The organism is Demequina gelatinilytica (assembly GCF_000971115.1).
In the GTDB taxonomy this organism is placed as follows: Bacteria; Actinomycetota; Actinomycetes; order Actinomycetales; family Demequinaceae; genus Demequina; species Demequina gelatinilytica.
In genome coordinates this window covers 96,541-113,382 of sequence record NZ_BBLV01000004.1, presented here as the reverse complement: position 1 = coordinate 113,382, position 16,842 = coordinate 96,541, and the positions used below count along the sequence as shown (strand labels likewise).

17 protein-coding genes are annotated in these 16,842 nt (G+C 72.4%); 3 read left to right on the top strand and 14 right to left on the bottom strand.

Translation table 11 applies throughout. The annotated features are described in order from the left end of the window. Nucleotides 1–35: 35 nt before the first annotated feature. The 7 genes from AOM00_RS04365 to AOM00_RS04335 form a co-directional block, all read right to left on the bottom strand. Nucleotides 36–902: a hypothetical protein gene (locus AOM00_RS04365; RefSeq protein ID WP_156159029.1), complete on the bottom strand. Its 867-nt coding sequence runs from the start codon at nucleotides 900–902 to the stop codon at nucleotides 36–38. Nucleotides 903–1,129: 227 nt separating this feature from the next. Continuing rightward, entirely contained in the window at nucleotides 1,130–2,500 is a 1,371-nt protein-coding gene (efeB, locus tag AOM00_RS04360; RefSeq protein WP_082096583.1) for an iron uptake transporter deferrochelatase/peroxidase subunit, read from the bottom strand. Nucleotides 2,501–2,510: 10 nt separating this feature from the next. Further along, complete coding sequence (gene efeO, locus AOM00_RS04355; protein ID WP_062516618.1) at nucleotides 2,511–3,674, bottom strand: iron uptake system protein EfeO; 1,164 nt, start codon at nucleotides 3,672–3,674, stop codon at nucleotides 2,511–2,513. Nucleotides 3,675–3,721: 47 nt separating this feature from the next. After that, the gene (efeU, locus tag AOM00_RS04350) at nucleotides 3,722–4,585 is read right to left on the bottom strand and encodes an iron uptake transporter permease EfeU (protein WP_062516617.1); all 864 of its coding nucleotides are present in this window, start codon (nucleotides 4,583–4,585) and stop codon (nucleotides 3,722–3,724) included. Between the two features lie 185 nt (nucleotides 4,586–4,770). Continuing rightward, the gene (locus AOM00_RS04345) at nucleotides 4,771–6,564 is read right to left on the bottom strand and encodes an acetyl/propionyl/methylcrotonyl-CoA carboxylase subunit alpha (RefSeq protein ID WP_228373401.1); all 1,794 of its coding nucleotides are present in this window, start codon (nucleotides 6,562–6,564) and stop codon (nucleotides 4,771–4,773) included. A gap of 183 nt (nucleotides 6,565–6,747) precedes the next feature. Further along, nucleotides 6,748–7,386 (bottom strand): Maf family protein, encoded by a 639-nt coding sequence (locus AOM00_RS04340; protein ID WP_062516616.1) that lies wholly within the window; start codon nucleotides 7,384–7,386, stop codon nucleotides 6,748–6,750. 97 nt (nucleotides 7,387–7,483) lie between these two features. Then, nucleotides 7,484–9,097: an MFS transporter gene (locus AOM00_RS04335; RefSeq protein WP_062516615.1), complete on the bottom strand. Its 1,614-nt coding sequence runs from the start codon at nucleotides 9,095–9,097 to the stop codon at nucleotides 7,484–7,486. Between the two features lie 129 nt (nucleotides 9,098–9,226). Here AOM00_RS04335 and AOM00_RS04330 point away from each other — a divergent pair, with 129 nt between their 5' ends. Together AOM00_RS04330 and AOM00_RS04325 are read left to right on the top strand one after the other, a co-directional pair. After that, on the top strand, nucleotides 9,227–9,679 hold the full coding sequence (locus AOM00_RS04330) for a MarR family winged helix-turn-helix transcriptional regulator (protein WP_062516614.1): 453 nt from the start codon (nucleotides 9,227–9,229) through the stop codon (nucleotides 9,677–9,679). A gap of 166 nt (nucleotides 9,680–9,845) precedes the next feature. Then, a complete protein-coding gene (locus AOM00_RS04325; protein ID WP_062516613.1) occupies nucleotides 9,846–10,295 on the top strand; it encodes a MarR family winged helix-turn-helix transcriptional regulator in 450 nt (149 codons plus the stop codon). A gap of 7 nt (nucleotides 10,296–10,302) precedes the next feature. On the opposite strand, the gene AOM00_RS04320 is transcribed toward AOM00_RS04325, so the two are convergent. The 7 genes from AOM00_RS04320 to AOM00_RS04290 form a co-directional block, all read right to left on the bottom strand. Beyond that, a complete protein-coding gene (locus AOM00_RS04320; protein ID WP_062516612.1) occupies nucleotides 10,303–10,515 on the bottom strand; it encodes a hypothetical protein in 213 nt (70 codons plus the stop codon). Continuing rightward, nucleotides 10,512–12,395, bottom strand: coding sequence for a ferrous iron transporter B (gene feoB, locus AOM00_RS04315; RefSeq protein WP_062516611.1), 1,884 nt, complete (start codon nucleotides 12,393–12,395; stop codon nucleotides 10,512–10,514). Before feoB ends, AOM00_RS04320 begins: the two co-directional genes overlap by 4 nt. Continuing rightward, nucleotides 12,392–12,613 (bottom strand): FeoA family protein, encoded by a 222-nt coding sequence (locus AOM00_RS04310; protein ID WP_062516610.1) that lies wholly within the window; start codon nucleotides 12,611–12,613, stop codon nucleotides 12,392–12,394. Before AOM00_RS04310 ends, feoB begins: the two co-directional genes overlap by 4 nt. Nucleotides 12,614–12,686: 73 nt before the next feature. Then, nucleotides 12,687–13,298, bottom strand: a complete 612-nt coding sequence (locus AOM00_RS04305) for a SanA/YdcF family protein (protein ID WP_169746807.1) — start codon at nucleotides 13,296–13,298, stop codon at nucleotides 12,687–12,689. A 7-nt stretch (nucleotides 13,299–13,305) separates the two neighbouring features. Continuing rightward, nucleotides 13,306–13,932: a SanA/YdcF family protein gene (locus AOM00_RS04300; RefSeq protein WP_062516608.1), complete on the bottom strand. Its 627-nt coding sequence runs from the start codon at nucleotides 13,930–13,932 to the stop codon at nucleotides 13,306–13,308. Between the two features lies 1 nt (nucleotide 13,933). Continuing rightward, complete coding sequence (locus AOM00_RS04295) at nucleotides 13,934–14,179, bottom strand: acyl-CoA carboxylase epsilon subunit (RefSeq protein WP_228373400.1); 246 nt, start codon at nucleotides 14,177–14,179, stop codon at nucleotides 13,934–13,936. After that, nucleotides 14,176–15,756, bottom strand: a complete 1,581-nt coding sequence (locus AOM00_RS04290; protein WP_062516607.1) for an acyl-CoA carboxylase subunit beta — start codon at nucleotides 15,754–15,756, stop codon at nucleotides 14,176–14,178. The genes AOM00_RS04295 and AOM00_RS04290 overlap by 4 nt, the downstream gene beginning before the upstream one ends. A 49-nt stretch (nucleotides 15,757–15,805) precedes the next feature. On the opposite strand from AOM00_RS04290, the gene AOM00_RS04285 reads away from it, so the two are divergent. Continuing rightward, the gene (locus AOM00_RS04285) at nucleotides 15,806–16,648 is read left to right on the top strand and encodes a biotin--[acetyl-CoA-carboxylase] ligase (protein ID WP_082096580.1); all 843 of its coding nucleotides are present in this window, start codon (nucleotides 15,806–15,808) and stop codon (nucleotides 16,646–16,648) included. The last annotated feature ends 194 nt before the right edge of the window (nucleotides 16,649–16,842 follow it).

The window sequence follows — 16,842 nt, the reverse complement described above, 5'->3', positions numbered from 1 at the left end:
GGCTCTCCCTGATCATGAGGTGCCCCTGCTTCGCGCTAGGCGGGCAAGCCGTAGAACGCGTGCATGTTCGGGCGGTGGCCGTACGGATGATAGTGGCGCAGATACCCGTCGTGGTGAGCGCGGTGCCACTCCGGGAGGTTCGACGGATTCAGCTTCTTCGCCAGGCTCCTCGCGAAGCCCCGCGACGTCGCCCATACGTCCCAGCCCTTCCGTCCCCGTGCGAGCGCCTGCGAGGTCGTGAGGCCCCTCCCGCTGATGTACACCTTGCCGTTCCTGCGCACGGCTGGGTAGTAGTAGCGACGCTGCGCGCTCGACCGCTGTGCGTTCTCCTCGAGGATCTTCGCCACCGCCTTGGCCGTCTCGAGCGCCAGCACGCCCGAGATGACGATCGCCGCGCCGACAGCGAGGTAGTAGAGGGCCGTGCCGAGCGAGATCGCCGCGAACGCGATCGGGATCGCGAACGCGATCGACGGGCTCGCGGCGGCCGAGTCGTAGTGGAGCGCCTCGCCCGTCCCGAGGTCGGTGAGGTCGAACACGGCACGGTCCTCGGTCGACTCCTCGATCTCGACCTCGTAGATGTCGACGGCGCGGATGCCTCCGTCGCCGGTGTCGGACACCGTGAGCGTCCCGCTGCTCGACCCGGGTGCCAGGTCGAGCCGCATCGTGAAGTCGCCGTGGTCCTCGGACGCGGCGACGACCTCGATGCCGTCGAGACCGATGTGGACCGCCTCCGTGTCGAAGCCCTCGTCGGCGAGGCCCTGCTCGACGATCGCCTCCCCGGACATGCCGGCGAACCGGTCGCGTGAAGCGGGCGCATGCGCCGCTGGATCGCGCCCGTGGCCATCGGCGGCGGCCGCCGGAGAAAGCTCGCCGCCTCCTGCCGCGAGCGCCACGAGTGCCATCAAGGCGCCCGAAAGACGAGGTAGAAGCCGCATGATCCCCCCTGGATGATCCGTTGCGGCGACGCTAACCCGGGGTGGTGGAGGGGCTCAACGGGGGCCGTGGAACCTGTGGACAACGCCCGACACTGCCAACGGATCTCGGCACGCCACGCCGACGGAGGGCACCCGTCGCGCCGCGACACGCCGCCGACCCGGGACTCGATCCGTTGCGACTGTCCGGGAGGGAGCTAGGCGAAGAGCTCCTGGCCCACGTACGCGCCCTCGGATCCGAGCACGGACCCCGCGGGGAGGCCCGGCGGCACCGCGAACAGTGCGGAGCCCGTGGTGCGGAGGTACTCGACGGTCATGACGTCGTGGCTCGACAGCGCGTTCTGGATGGGCACGAACTGCTCGCGCGGGTCGCGCACGTACGCGAGGAAGAACAGCCCCGCGTCGAGGCGGCCGAGCGCGTCCGCGCCATCGGTGAAGTTGTAGCCGCGACGAAGCATCATGGCGCCGCCGTTGGCCGACGGGTGCGCGAGCGCGACGTGCGAGTCGGGGCGGATCAGCGGCACATCGTCGCGGCCCGTGACCGTGAAGTCGGGCTCGGTGAACTCCGAGCCGCCGGAGAGCGGCGCGCCGGAGCCCTTGGTGCGGCCCACGGTCGCCTCCTGCTCCTGGAGCGACGTGCGGTCCCAGATCTCGGCGAGGATGCGGATGCGTCGCGCGACCAGGTACGAGCCGCCTGCCATCCAGGACTGGCCGTCGGCGGCGTCGGCCCACACCCATCGGTCCACCAGGTCGGTGTCCTCGGCGCGGAGGTTCGCGGTGCCGTCCTTGAAGCCCATGAAGTTGCGCGGCGTGTCCTGCGCGCGCGTGGTGGAGGAGGTGCGCCCGAAGCCCAGCTGCGCCCACCGGATCGCCGCGTCGCCGAACGCGAGGCGGGACAGGTTGCGGATCGCGTGGACGGCCACCTGGGGATCGTCGGCGCACGCCTGGATGCACAGGTCGCCGCCCACGAACTGCTCGTCGAGCGTGTCCCCGGAGAACTTGGGCAGGTCGATCAGCTGGTCAGGGCGCTTCGACGCGAGCCCGAAGCGCTCGTCGAACAGCCCGGGGCCGAATCCGAAGGTGATGGTGAGGCCGGACGCCGGCAGGCCCAGGGCCTCGCCAGTGTCGTCCGGGGGAGCGGCGTACGCGCCACCCGCGGCGCCCGAGCCGAGCTCCGAGCCGGTCATGAGCCGCGCGGCCGCCTCCGACCACCGTCGCAGGAGCGAGATCACGCGGGCGCGCGAGTCCGTGGTGATGTCGAAGGCCGCGAAGTGCAGGCGGTCCTGCTGCGGCGTGACGATGCCGCTCTGGTGCGCACCGTAGAAGTCGTAGGCGTGGGTCTGCAGGGACGATGCGGTGGCGCGGCCCGCGGCGAAGCCGCCGGCCGTGAGCGCGGCGGCACCCGCCACCGCTCCTGCCGCTCCCAGCGCGGCGCGACGCGACAATCCCGACCGCGCCTGCGCATCGTCCGTCGACGATGCCTGGGACGCGGGAGCGCCCCCGCCCTCCTCGGGAGAGGGGGCGGGGGCGTCCTGGGCGGACGGTACGTCCGTGCGGTCCTGCGTCATGCGGTGAACCTTAGGCGACGGCCGCAGCGGTGAGGCGCGACAGCGGCTCGCCGAGCGCGTCGACGGCGCGTGCGAGCTCCACGATCTGCTCCTCGGTCAGCTCGGTGTAGAGCGCGAAGCCGTCCTCGATGCTGCCGTACTGCGCGAGCAGGTCGTCCAGCTCGGCGAACCGGGAGTCGAGCTCCTCGACCAGGTCCGCGTCGGTCTCGGCGACGATGTCGTGCAGCACGCCGTAGGCGACGGAGGCGCCGTCGACGTTGGCCTGGAAGTCCCACAGGTCGGTGTGCGACCAGATCTCCTCCTCGCCGGTGATCTTGCCGGCGGCGACCTCGTCGAGGAGCTCCTTGGCGCCGTTGCCCACCTGGAACGCGTCGATCGCGAAGTCCTCGGCGTTCACGCGCGCGGCGAGCTCGGCGGTGTCCGCCGCCAGCTTGTCGGCGAGCTCCTGCTTCTCTGCGTCGGTAAGGTCGTAGCCCTCGGCCGGCGGCCACAGGTTCTTCTCGATGCGGTGCCAGCCGGTCCACGACTCGCCCTCCGCGAGGTCGGCCTCGCGCGCATCCATCATCGGGTCGAGGTCGCCGAAGGACTCCGCGACGGGCTCGATGCGCTCCCAGTGGACGCGGGCGTCGGCGTACAGGGCACGCGCCTCGTCGTCGTCGCCGGCGGTGTACGCCGCGAGGAAGGCCTCGGTCTTGTCCTCGAGGGTCTGGATCTGGTCGCGCACGTAGAGCAGGTACTGGTCGCCTGCCGCGGCGAGGCGCTCGGCGTTGTCGCCCGAGAAGATGTCCTCGCCCGAGTCGGTCACGGTGAACGCGGCCTGGATGCCGTCGCCGGTCATGCCGGGCTTGCACTGCGTGATGTAGTCGCCTGCGGGCACCTGCACCACCAGCTGGCGGGTGATGCCGGGGCCGACGTTCTCGACCTCGGAGATGATGCGCAGGCCGTCCGAGGCGAGCAGGTAGAACTCCGTGACGTCGTCGCCGCTGTTGGTGACGTCGAAGACGACGGTGCCGGAGGGCACCTCGGTCGACGCGACCTTGCAGTCGTCGGCGGTGGACTCGACCGCGATCGCCTCGTCATCGGCGGAGGCGTTGGGGACGCACGCGGTCAGCGCGAGCGCCGACAGGACGGCTCCGGAGGCGGCGAGGGGGCGTGCGAGGGCAGGGCGGGGCATGGATGATCCTTCGTCGGGTCGGGAAGAGGGTCGAGCTGGGACGGATGTCAGGCGCCGGCGGCGGCGAGGTCGCGCGGGGTCGCCGGGGTGGCCTGGGTGCGCGGCGGGCCGGAGCGGAACGCCATGCGCACGAACAGCCACATCACCGGCACCACGTAGGCGATCCACGCGACGGCCTCGAGCACGGTCGTCTGCGGCGAGATGTTGAAGATGCCCTTGAGCAGCGTGCCGTGGATCGAGGTGGCCGGCACCGCGCCGGAGATGTCGAAGGCCAGGGTGTTCAGGCCGGGCAGGATGCCGGCCTCCTGGAGGTCGTGCACTCCGTACGCGAGCACGCCGCCCGCGACGACGATGAGGAACACCCCGGTCCACTGGAAGAACACGCGGAGGTTCACCCGCACGGCGCCGCGGTACATGAGGAAGCCGAGCCCGACCGCCGTGGCGATGCCGAGCGAGGCGCCGAGGATGGGTGCCCAGGTCGAGCCGGCGGACGTGATGCCGGCCCACAGGAACAGCGCGGTCTCGAGGCCCTCGCGCCCGACGGCCAGCAGGGCCATCGCGATGATGGCGCCCTTGCCCACCGCGATCGCGTTCTCGAGCGCACCCTCGAGGTGGCCCTTGAGGTGACGGGCGTTGCGGCCCATCCAGAAGATCATCCACGTGATGAGGCCGACGGCGACGATGCTGAGCGCGCCGCCGATCGCCTCCTGCGCCTCGAAGCTCAGCCCCTGGGGGCCGAGCGTGAGGATCGCGCCGAGCCCGATCGAGACGCCAGCGGCGATCCCGACGCCGAACCACACCTGGCGCAGCAGCGCGCGACGGTCGGTCCGGACCAGGTAGGCCACGAGGATGCTGACGACGAGCGCCGCCTCGAGGCCCTCGCGCAGGCCGATGAGGTAGTTGGCGAGCATGGACGCGCCTTCCGGTCGGGGACGGTAAGGCGGCCCTTACCCGTGCTGACGTGAGACTAAGGTCCCTGCGGCGGCAGTGTCAAATATACGGAACAGCACAGTTGCGTAAATGCCTAGGCGCGTCACAAGATGCCTGGTCCGGGCCGTGATGCGTCCCCCGGTCGCCGTGAAAAAAGAAGGGGCGGTCAGGCCTCGGCGTCGACGATGTCGCAGATCGCGGTACCCGCGGAGACTCCCGCGCCGACCGTCGCCGCGAGCGAGCGGACGATGCCGGCCCGGTGCGCGGTGAGCGGCTGCTCCATCTTCATCGCCTCGAGGACCACCACGAGGTCGCCCTCGGCCACCTCGGCGCCGTCCTCGACCGCGACCTTGACGATGGTGCCCTGCATGGGCGAGCTCAGCGTGGTGCCGTTGCTCGTGCCGCGCGCGCCGCCGTTGCCGGACCTGCGCATCGGCCGCCGCCCCGCGGCTCGCGCGCTCGCGCGCCCGGCTCGCGCGAGGTTCGCCGGGAGCACCACCTCGAGCCGCTTGCCGCCGACCTCGACCACCACGCGCTCGGTCGCCTCGGGCTCCTCGTCCTCGCCGTTGACCGACGGGGCGGGCGCCTCCGGCGCGAGCGCGGCGAGGGTCGACGCGAACTCCGACTCGATCCACGTGGTGTAGACGCCGAAGCCCTCGGTGGCCGCGTACGCGGGGGAGTCGAGCACGGCGCGGTGGAACGGGAGCACGGTCGGGATGCCCTCGACGGTCATCTCCGCGAGCGCGCGCCGGGCACGCGCGAGCGCCTGGTCACGCGTGGCGCCGGTGACGATCACCTTGGCGATCATCGAGTCGAAGTTGCCGGAGACGGTGTCGCCCTCGACCACGCCGGCGTCGATGCGCACGCCCGGGCCGGAGGGGAAGCGCAGGGTCGAGATGCGGCCGGGGGCCGGCATGAAGCCCGCGAACGGGTCCTCGCCGTTGATCCTGAACTCGAGCGAGTGCCCGCGGGTCTCGGGGTGGAGGTCCGCGATGGACCCTCCCGCGGCGATGCGGAACTGCTCGAGCACCAGGTCCACGCCGGTGACCTCCTCGGTCACGGGGTGCTCGACCTGGAGGCGCGTGTTGACCTCGAGGAAGCTGATGGTGCCGTCGATGCCCACCAGGAACTCGCAGGTGCCCGCGCCCTGGTAGCCGGCCTCCTTGAGGATCGCCTCGGAGGCCTCGACGAGGCGGGCGTTCTGCTCGTCGGTGAGGAACGGCGCGGGAGCCTCCTCCACGAGCTTCTGGTGGCGTCGCTGGAGCGAGCAGTCGCGCGTCGAGACGACGCGGACGTTGCCGTGCGCATCGGCGAGGCACTGCGTCTCCACGTGGCGCGGCCGGTCGAGGAAGCGCTCGACGAAGCACTCGCCGCGTCCGAACGCGGCGACGGCCTCGCGCGTCGCGGAGTCGAACAGCTCCGGGATCTCCTCGAGGGTGCGGGCGACCTTGAGGCCGCGGCCGCCGCCGCCGAACGCTGCCTTGATCGCGACGGGGAGCCCATGCTCCTGTGCGAACGCGACCACCTCGTCGGCGGTCTCGACAGGGTCGGGGGTGCCGGGCACCAGGGGTGCGCCGGCGCGCTGCGCGATATGGCGCGCGCTGACCTTGTCGCCGAGCCCGTCGATCGCCTCCGGGGAGGGGCCGATCCAGGTGAGGCCCGCATCGATCACCGCGCGGGCGAAGTCGGAGTTCTCCGCGAGGAAGCCGTAGCCGGGGTGGACGGCCTCGGCGCCGGAACGGCGCGCGGCGTCGACGATCTTCGCGATGTCGAGGTACGTCTCGCGTGCGGTCGACCCGCCGAGCGCGTAGGCCTCGTCGGCGAGCGACACATGCGGCGCGGTGCGGTCGGGGTCCGCGTACACGGCGATGGAGCGCAGTCCGGCGTCCGCACACGCGCGGATGATGCGGACGGCGATCTCGCCGCGGTTCGCGATGAGCACGGAGGAGAAGGCTGTCACCCCGAAACCGTAGCGCGGGGTCGCTCGACCTCCCGTGCACGCGGCGGCACCGGGACCTAAGTCTGTGCACGGCTCTAAGTGCATGCCCTGCCGTTTGTGGGATCCCCACAACGACTCGCGGAACGATGCGCCCCTACGGCCCCGTAGGTTGTGCCGGGCCTACAAACCCAGGGGGGTGTGGCGTCAGGCCCGCAGCTCGTGGAACGCCACCCCGAGGTCGCCGAGGAGGTGGCGGAGCAGCGGCAGGCTCACGCCCACGACGCCGTGGTAGTCGCCCTCGATCGCCTCGACGTAGGGGCCGCCGAGGCCGTCGACGGTGAAGGCGCCCGCGACCTTGAGGGGTTCGCCGGTCGCGACGTACGCCTCGATCTCGGCATCGGTGAGGTTCGCGAAGCGCACCGCCGTGGAGGAGGTCGCGCCGAGCGTGCCGCCGGTGCCGCTCTCGCGGTCGTCGACGAGCCAGTGGCCGGTGTGGAGCACGCCGGTGCGGCCGCGCATCGCGCGCCACCGCTCGATCGCGGTCGGAGCGTCCGCGGGCTTGCCGAGGATCTCGCCGTCGAGCTCGAGCATCGAGTCGCAGCCGAGAACGATCGACGCGGTCTCGTACTCGGCGGCCACGTGCTCGGCCTTCGCGCGGGCGAGTGCGAGGACCGCATCGGCCGGGGAGAGCGTCTCGCCGGCGGCCGCCGCGGAGGCGCGTGCCGCGTCGAGCGCCGCGTCCTCGTCGACGTCGCTCACGATGACGTCGGGCTCGACGCCGGCGGAGCGGAGGGTGGACAGGCGTGCGGGGGACTGCGAGGCGAGCAGCAGGGGGACGGGCATGCGGTCGAGCGTAGTTGCTGCGCGCACTGGCGGGACATGGGTGCCGGATCAGCAGGGGATCCTGCACCCATGTCCCGCCAGGGCGCGGGGGAGGGGGCTAGGCCGAGGCGGGCTCGAGGGCCGCGTCGGCGTCCTCCTGCGGCTCCGCGCTCAGCGACTTCTCGCCGCGCGGGAGCGCGATCAGCATGATGAGCGCCGTGATGCCCGCGATGATCGCGGAGATCAGCATCGAGTGCTGGTTCGCTTCCATGAACGCGGCCTGCGCGGCGTGGGCGATCTGCGCTCCGGCGTCGCCCATCTCTGCGCTCACCGCCATCGCGCCCGCGAGCGAGTCCTCGACGATCCCCGAGACCTCTGCGGGGAGCTGCTCCGCGACGGGCGCGATGTTGGACGTGTAGGCGTTCGCGATCATCGAGCCCAGCACCGCGATGCCGAGCGACGCGCCCAGCTCGCGGGTCGTGTCGTTCATCGCGGAGCCCATGCCGGAGCGGTTGCGCGGCACCGAGGACATCAGCATGTTGGTCGCGGGCGTCATGACGAGCGCCATGCCGAGCGTGACGGTGCTCATCGCGAGGAGGAAGTCCCAGTACGAGGGCACCGTGGGCCAGGTGGTCATGAGCAGGAAGCCGCCCGCGATCACCACGAGCCCGGGCACCACGGTCCAGCGGGTGCCGACCTTCTCCACGAGCTTGGGGACCAGCGGGCCCACGACCATCATGGGCAGCATCGACGGGATGAACGCGACCGAGGTGGTGATCTCGTCGTAGCCCATCACCAGCTGGAAGATCTGGGTCATCCCGAAGAACGCGCCCATCATCGCGAAGAACGTCAGCGTCACGGAGATGACGGACAGCGAGAACCGCGAGCGGCGGAACAGGCCCAGGTCGATCATGGGGTGCGCCACGCGCAGCTCCCAGGCGATGAAGAGCAGGAGCGAGGCCGCTCCGGCGACCGCGGCGACCACCGTGAGGGCATCCTCGAAGCCGTGGGACGGGGCCTCCATGATCGTGTAGACGATGCCGGCGAGCGCCACCGTGATGAGGGCGCCGCCCAGCCAGTCGACCGGCGTGCGCTTCTCGTCGACCGACTCGGGCACGATGCGGCCGGTGAGGGGCAGCGCGATCAGGCCGAAGACGGCGCCCAGCAGGAACGCCGCGTGCCAGTCGAAGAAGTGGAGCAGGACGCCGGTGAGCACCGAGCCGAACATCATGCCCACGCCCGCGACGGCCGACCAGATGGCGATCGCCTTGGGGCGCTCCTTCGACGGGAACACCACGTTGACCAGCGACAGCGTGGTGGGCATGACGAGCGCGCCGCCGATCCCCATGAGCGCCCGCGACGCGATGAGCTCGCCGCCGGTCTGCGCGAAGAAGGGGGCGTAGGCGGACGCGACCACGAAGATCGCGAGGCCCGCCATCATCACGCGCTTGCGGCCGTAGCGGTCCGCGATCGCCGCGGCGACGAACAGCAGCGACGCGAACACCAGCGCGAACGCCTCGACCACCCACGTCATCTGGAGCTGGGTGAGCTGGAACTCGACCGCGAGCTCCGGCAGCGCCAGGTTGAGGCTCATGTTCGCGATCATGGCTGTCATGAGCGCGAAGCAGAGCGTGGCGAGGATGGCCCAGCGGCGGCGGTAGGTGGACTCGGCGATGCCCTCGGCGAGGGCGTCCGCGAGGCTCGACGCGGGTGCGGCGGGTGGCTTGGACACAGAGGTCTCCTGGGGGTGGAGGAGGGTGGGGACGTCCCGGCGTCGGGACGTCGGCTACGCTAGTTCACGTGACGCGAACTATCAAGTTCGCCTCACGTGAACTAATGCCGCGGGTGTCGAGGAGGGGCGATGGGGCGGGACGACGCGATCGCAGAGATCCTCGAGCTCCAGCATCGCCTGGTGCGACGGTCGATGCGCGACCACTCCCGCACCCTGGTCGCGGAGGCGCTGACCCCTATCCAGTTCCACCTTCTGGTGTTCCTCCACGGCGCCCCGGGGGTGCCGACGGCGGAGGCCGCCGAGGTCCTCGGAGTGAGGCCCAACATCGCGACGGGGGTGGTGCAGCGGCTCGTGGACCGCGGCTGGATCGAGCGCACCGCGTCCCCCGACGACGCGCGGGTCCGTCTGCTCTCGCTCACCGCTGCCGGGGTCGCGCTCGTGGACGAGGCGACCCGGGAGGCGGAGCGCGGCTTCGTCGCGCACCTCGCGGCGCTGAGCGACGCGCAGATCGGTCAGCTGCGGGAGATCCTCGCGACCATCGTCGCGGACGGAGGAGCGCTCGCCGACCGCGGGGACGCCTGACGTCGCGCGGTCCGGAACCCGCGCGTGCTCCGGCAGGATCCTCCTGACCCTGCATATGATCAAGCAGTCTGAAATAGGCGTGCAGACAGGTACGGATGCGCAAACGGCCTGGCCAGCGCGTCTATAGTGGGATTCGCCGAGGGGATGCGGCGTCTGGGGGTGGGGCATGAGCGATCGCGAGGAGCTTCTCGAAGAGGCCTGCGAGGCGCTGGTGGTGTTCCTGCGCAGATCCGTGCCGTCGCTCGCGGGGACCGTGTCGCACATGGGCCTCACGCTCCACCAGTTCCGTGCGCTCGTGATCCTCTACGCCGAGGACGGGTGCACCACCACGGACCTCGCCGACGCGGTGGGGGTCCATCCGTCGGTCGCGACCGGCATCGTCCAGCGCATGGTGCAGCGCGGGATCTTCGATCGCCACGAGGACCCCGACGACCGCCGCATCCGACGGCTGTCGCTCACCGCGGAGGGTCGCGAGCTCGCGCAGGAGGTGGTGGGCACCGCGCGGGTCCAGCGCCGTGCGCAGCTCGCCGCGCTCGACGATGAGCAGCTGGCGCAGATCCGCGGCGCGCTCGAGACGATGACCGCGGGGCTCGCCGCGACCCGCTCCGCCGTCTGACCGGCGCTCAGCCGGCGAAGGGGCAGCCCGCGCACGCGACCGTGCGTCCCGGCGCGCAGGTGCCGCACGCCGCCCCTGCTCGCATCACGAGGCCCAGGCGCTCGCACTCGGCTGCCGCCGCCTCGGCCAGGTCGACGGGGATGCCCAGGGCACGCGCAGCCGCGCGCGGCGTCTCGCCTCCCGCGAGGCGCTCGACGACCGCGCCTAGGACGCCGCTCACAGGAGCCTCCCGACCTGGAAGACGGCGGCGGCGAGGAGGTACGCCATCGCGAGCTGGGACAGGGCCGCACCGGCGGTCCACCTCCAGCCGAACAGCCGCCGTTGCTCCGCGAGCGTCGCCATGCAGGGCAGGTAGGCGAGCACGAAGACCATGAACGCGAGGCCCGCCGCGCCGGGGGATCCTCCTGATGAGGCCTCGACCGTGGCACGGACCTGATCCTCGAGCGCCACCGCCGAGCCGCCGGCCGGGTCCTCGAGCGCATACGACTGGGCGAGCGCGCCGACGGTGACCTCCTTGGCGGCGACGCCGGACACCAACGATGCCGCGATGTGCCAGTCGTCGAGCCCCAGGGGCGCGAGCACGGGGGCGACCGCCATCGCGGTCGCGCCGTACACGGAGTCCTCGAGGGGGACGTCGGCGAGGTCGTGCCCGCCGCGCACCGGGATGGCCTGGAGCACCCACAGCGCCGCGATCGCGACCATGATGACGCTGCCGGCCTTGCGGACGAACGAGACCGTGCGGGCACGTACGCCCAGCGCGAGGGTGCGCAGGTGCGGCCGCTGGTAGTCGGGAAGCACGATGATGAGCGGCTCGGGGCGTGCGTCGCGCAGCACGGTGCGCCGTGCCACGAGCCCGAACAGCACGACCAGCACGATCGACACCACGTAGATGCCGAACACCACGGTGCCGGCGTGCCGGGGGAAGAAGGTCTCCGCCAGCAGCAGGTAGACCGTCAGCCGCGCGGTGCAGCTGGTGAGCGGCACCAGGAGACCGGTGAGCAGGCGCTGTCGCGCGTGGGGGAGCACCGCGGTCGCGGACAGCGCCGGCACGTTGCACCCGAACCCGACGATCAGCGGGAGCATCGCGCGGCCGTCGAGGCCGACCGCACGCATCGCCCGGTCCGCCACCACCGCGACGCGCGCGAGGTACCCGCTGGACTCGAGCACCGTGACCGACGCGAACATGATCGCCATGAGGGGGATGAACGACGCCACCGCGCCCACACCCGCGACGAGCCCGCCGACCGCGAACGACTCGAGCCAGGCCGGCGCGTGCAGCGTGCCCAGCAGCCACGTGGCCGCCGCCGTGACGGGACCGTCGACCAGCGCGGCCGCGCCATCCATGAGCGGTGCCGCGACGCCGGTGGTCAGCTGGAACACGGCCCACACGACCGCGAGGAACGCCGGGATCCCCGCCCACGGGTTGAGCAGCACCTTGTCGACGCGATCCGACCACGACTCGCGCGCCTCGCCGACGGGGAGCGCGGCATCCGCGATCCCCTCGACCCAGTCGAAGAGCTGCTGGGCGTGCGTGAGCTCGTCCCCGAGCTCGTGGTCGGCGGCCTGGGGCTCGATCCCGGACACGCGCGGAGGCGTCGAGAGCGCGGAGGCGATCGCATCCGCGAGCGCGCGCGTGCCGGCGCCCGTGCGGCCGTCGACCTCGACCACGGGCACCCCGAGCGCGCCCGCGAGCGCGGCGGTGTCGGGGCCGAGCCCGCGCGCCCGTGCGAGGTCGGTCATGGTGAGCGCGGCGACCACGGGCCGGCCGGCACGAGCGACCTGGCCCAGCAGGTAGAGCGAGCGGCTGAGCGCGGTCGCGTCGAGCACCACCACGGCCAGGCCCCGGCGGGGGTCCGCCACGGCATCGGCCGCGACCTGCTCGTCCGGCGAGCGCGCGATGAGCGAGTACGTGCCGGGCAGGTCGACGAGCGTGACGTCGACGCCCTCGACGCGCCACGATCCCTCGGTGAGCGCGACCGTGGTGCCGGGCGCGTTCACCACCCGTTGCCGCGCGCCCGTGATGTGGTTGAACAGCGTCGACTTGCCCACGTTGGGGTTGCCGACCAGGAGGACGGTCGCGGTGCCGAGCGCGGCGTTCATGCGGGCTCCACCTCGATCAGGGCGGACGTGCCACGGTCGATCGCGATGCGTGCCCCGCCGATCGCGATCACCCTCGCGCCCGCCGCGCCGCGGCCCGCAAGGCGCACCCGGGTGCCCGGGCGCAGGCCCATCTCGCGCAGGCGCAGCGCGACGGCGGCGTCAGCGCTGATCGCGCGGATCCGGGCGACGGCACCGGGCTCGAGCATGGTGAGCAGCACCCCACGATGCTAATTCCGCAAGGTGAGGCTTCCCTAAGTCCCTAGGTCCCGGATCCCGCCTCGAGCGGCATGCTCAGCGCGGCGCGTCCCCGGGAGCGATCGTGTCGCGCGCGATCTCGAGCGCCGCCTTCCACGTCGCGGGCAGCTCGCGCGCATAGCCGAGCGCGGTGTCGCGGTGGGCGAGCACCGGGGGGAACGCGCCCTGGGTGTCGAGGCCGACGCTGCGGCACAGCCACATGGCGCGCGGCACGTGGAACTCCTGGGTGCACACGACCACGCTGGCGAGCCCCAGCCGGTCGCGCGCGTTGCGCGCCGAGGCGCGTGTGTCATGCCCCGAGCCGTCCCGGACGAGCGCGTCCGCCGGCACGCCGAGCTCGAGCGCCGTGCGCTCCATCGCCTCGGTCTCGTCGAGCCCCTCGCGGTTGTCGGCGGCGCCCGTGAGCACCAGGAGCGGCACCACGCCGCGGTGGTAGAGCGCGGCGCCGACCTCCACGCGCTGGCGCAGCGCGCGCGACGGGCGTCCGTCGGGGAGGACGCGCGCCCCGAGCACGAGCGCGGCGTCGGCGGGACCGAAGGCCGCCGACGCGGCCGGGTGCATCGTGCTCGCCGCGGCGGCGCGCGCATAGGCCTGAGGCGCGGCGAGTGCCGCGAGGCCCGCCCCGGCAAGAGAGAGAAGACGTGTCACGATGCGCTCACCCCTCCGGCACCCGCCCGCGCGCCAGGTCCAGCACCGACTTCGCGATCGCGGGAACCTCGCGGACATGCCCCATGAGCGTGTGGCGCGTGGGCGTCGGGTCGGGATAGGCGCCCTGCGCGTCGAGCCCGGCCTGCTCGCACAGCCACACCGCGCGGGCCTGATGGAACTGCTGCGTCGCGACGATCACGGAGCCGACGTCGAAGCTCTCGCGCGCACGCATGCACGACGAGTAGGTGTCGAGCCCCAGGGGATCCTCGACGATCGCGTCGGAGGGCACCCCCATGGACTCGGCGAGCGCCCGCATCACCGTGGTCTCTCCGTGGCCGGACGAGTCGTCGCCGTCGCCGCTCATGAGCAGGCCGTCGACCAGCCCCGCCCGGTACAGCTCGACGCCCACCGTCACCCGGTCGAGCAGGAACGGCGAGGGGGAGCCGTCGGCGTACACGCGCGCCCCGAGCACGAGCGCCGCGTCGGCGTGCGCGAACCCCTCGGCCGCGGCCGGTCGCACCGCCGCCGACGTCTCCGCGGTCACGATCACCCAGGGAAGGGCGAGCAGGCTCGGGATCGCGACCAGCGCCGCGACCTTCCAGCGATGCCGCGCATCGATCCGGGTGCGCGCCATGTCAGCGCAGCGAGTGGCGCCAGGCGCCGTCGCCGCGGCCCAGGGGGAGCGGCCCGTGGTGCCCGCGGAGCGTGCGGGACCGGTCCATCCACGCCGAGCGGGGGCTCGCCGGGTCCTCCAGGTCCTCGGCGCTCGACGCCATCGCCGCGGCGGCGGCGACGAGCGCGGCGAGCTCGGCCTCGTCCGGGGTGCCGCGCACCACCCTCAGCCCTGCGGCCTGGCCCACCCCGGCATCGTCCGCGGTCACAGCGGGATGTTCCCGTGCTTCTTGGGCGGGAGCGCGGCGCGCTTGGTGCGCAGGGCGCGCAGGGCCTTGACGATCTCCGCGCGGGTCTCCGAGGGCTCGATCACCGCGTCGACGTAGCCGCGGTCGGCGGCGTCGTAGGGGTTGACGATGCGGTCCTCGTAGTCCTCGACGAGCGCCTGGCGCTCGCCCTCGACGTCGCCGCCCTTGGCCTCGACGTCGGCGAGCGTCCGGCGGTGGAGGATGTTCACGGCGCCGCCCGCGCCCATCACGGCGATCTGCGCCGTGGGCCACGCGAGGTTGACGTCGGCGCCCAGCTGCTTCGACGCCATGACGATGTAGGCGCCGCCGTAGGCCTTGCGCGTGATGACGGTGACCAGCGGGACGGTCGCCTCGGCGTACGCGTAGATGAGCTTCGCGCCACGGCGGATGATGCCCTGGTGCTCCTGGCTCACGCCGGGCAGGAAGCCCGGCACGTCGACGAGCGTGATGATCGGGATGTTGAAGGCGTCGCACGTGCGCACGAAGCGCGCGGCCTTCTCCGAGGCGTTGATGTCGAGCGTGCCGGCCATCTGCATCGGCTGGTTCGCGACGATGCCCACGGAGTGGCCCTCGACATGGCCGAAGCCCACCACCACGTTGGGGGCGAACAGCGGCTGGATCTCGAGGAACTCGCCGTCGTCGACGATCGCCTCGATCAGCGTGTTCATGTCGTACGGCTGGTTGTCGCTGTCAGGGACCAGCGTGTCGAGCGCGAGGTCGGTCTCCGCCGGCTCGAGGTCCGCCTCCGACTCCCACGACGGCGCGTCGGTGAGGTTGTTCTGCGGCAGGAACTGGAGCAGATGCTGGACGTACTCGATCGCGTCGTCCTCGTCCTGCGCGAGGTAATGTGCGACGCCGGACTTGACGTTGTGCGCCTGGCCACCGCCCAGGTCCTCGAACGACACGTTCTCGCCCGTGACGGACTTGATGACGTCGGGACCCGTGATGAACATCTGCGACGTGCCGTCGGCCATCACGATGAAGTCGGTGAGCGCGGGGGAGTACACGGCACCGCCCGCGGACGGCCCGAGGATGATCGAGATCTGCGGGATGACCCCCGAGGCGGCGACGTTGCGCCGGAAGATCTCCGCGAACTGCGTGAGCGCCGCGACGCCCTCCTGGATGCGCGCGCCGCCGCCGTCCGAGATGCCGATGAGCGGCACGCCGGTGCGCAGCGCGAAGTCCTGGATCTTGGCGATCTTCTGGCCGTGGACCTCGCCCAGCGATCCGCCGAAGACCGTGAAGTCCTGGGAGTACACCGCGACCTGGCGTCCGTCGATGGTGCCGTAGCCGGTGACCACGCCGTCGCCGTAGGGGCGGTTCCTGTCGAGACCGAAGTTGCGGCTGCGGTGCCGCGCAAGGCGGTCGAGCTCGGTGAACGAGCCCGCGTCGAGGAGCAGCTCGATGCGCTCGCGGGCGGTCTTCTTCCCGCGCGCGTGCTGCTTCTCCTGCGCCGTGGCCTCGGGAGCGGTGACGGCGGCGTCGACCTTCTTGCGCAGGTCCGCGAGCGCGGACGCGGTCGTCTTGCCGGGCCTCATCGGTGACACTGTTCTCCTTGGGGGTAGGACTGGCCGCTAGCCTAGCCCGGTGAGCACCCCCGGAGCCGATGCGGTCGCCGCGTCGCGCCGCCCGCTGACCGAGGCGGCGCTCGCCTCGCTGGTCCCCGGCACGCTGTCGCGCCTGGTGGTGGTGCCCGCGTCCCCGTCGACGAGCTCCCGCGTGCTCGAGGCCGCGACGCGCGCTCCCGAGGACTGGCCGCACATGTCGGCGCTCCTCGCCGACCACCAGACCGCGGGCCGCGGCCGGGTCGGGCGCTCGTGGGTGACGCCTCAGGGCGCGGCGCTCACCGTGTCGTTCGTGCTGCGTCCCCGCCACATCGCGCGGGAGGACTTCGGCTGGGCGCCGCTCGTGGTGGGTCTCGCGGCGGTCCGCGCGCTGCGAGGACTGGGCGTGGGGGCCTGGCTCAAGTGGCCCAACGACGTGGTGGTCGAGGCAGGAGCGCGGGACATCCCTGGGTGGGGGCGTTGGCGCAAGGCCGTGGGCATCCTGTGCGAGACCACACCGGACGATGCGATCGTCGCCGGGATCGGCATCAACATCTCCCAGGCGCCGGGCGAGCTCCCGGTGCCACACGCCGCCTCGCTCGCGACGCTGGGCGCCACCGCGCTCGACCGCGTGGCCCTGATGCGCGCGCTCGCGGCGGAGCTCAACGGTGCGGTCGCGATGTGGGACGCGGGTGCGCATCCTCGGGCCGAGGTCGAGCGCGTGACCGCGACCCTCGGCTGGGACGTCGCCGTCGACGTCCCGGGCGGGGTGCCGGTCGCGGGCCGTGCGACGGCGCTGACCTCCGAGGGGGCGCTCGTGGTGCGCACCGCCTCGGGTGACGAGCGCATCGTCCTCGCGGGCGACGTCAGGGTGCGGCGGGGCTGACGCCGCCGCCGGTGCGGCAGCGCCCGGCTTGGCCGTCGAGCGCCTCATGCCAGGCAGGATCCCGTGCCTCGAGCGCGCCGTCGGGAGGTCGCGCCACGGTCGCGGGCCGGTAACGGAACGGTCACGGAGAGCCCGTTCCGTCACAGGTTGTGCACGCCAACCGACAGGTTATGCAGGCCAGCGCCGGGCCGCTC

Bases quoted from the DNA above. Each gene is read 5' to 3' on its own strand.
- AOM00_RS04365 (WP_156159029.1), bottom strand. From the start codon at position 902: ATGGCACTCGTGGCGCTCGCGGCAGGAGGCGGCGAGCTTTCTCCGGCG.
- efeB (WP_082096583.1), bottom strand. From the start codon at position 2,500: ATGACGCAGGACCGCACGGACGTACCGTCCGCCCAGGACGCCCCCGCC.
- efeO (WP_062516618.1), bottom strand. From the start codon at position 3,674: ATGCCCCGCCCTGCCCTCGCACGCCCCCTCGCCGCCTCCGGAGCCGTC.
- efeU (WP_062516617.1), bottom strand. From the start codon at position 4,585: ATGCTCGCCAACTACCTCATCGGCCTGCGCGAGGGCCTCGAGGCGGCG.
- AOM00_RS04340 (WP_062516616.1), bottom strand. From the start codon at position 7,386: ATGCCCGTCCCCCTGCTGCTCGCCTCGCAGTCCCCCGCACGCCTGTCC.
- AOM00_RS04330 (WP_062516614.1), top strand. From the start codon at position 9,227: ATGGGGCGGGACGACGCGATCGCAGAGATCCTCGAGCTCCAGCATCGC.
- AOM00_RS04325 (WP_062516613.1), top strand. From the start codon at position 9,846: ATGAGCGATCGCGAGGAGCTTCTCGAAGAGGCCTGCGAGGCGCTGGTG.
- feoB (WP_062516611.1), bottom strand. From the start codon at position 12,395: ATGAACGCCGCGCTCGGCACCGCGACCGTCCTCCTGGTCGGCAACCCC.
- AOM00_RS04300 (WP_062516608.1), bottom strand. From the start codon at position 13,932: ATGGCGCGCACCCGGATCGATGCGCGGCATCGCTGGAAGGTCGCGGCG.
- AOM00_RS04290 (WP_062516607.1), bottom strand. From the start codon at position 15,756: ATGAGGCCCGGCAAGACGACCGCGTCCGCGCTCGCGGACCTGCGCAAG.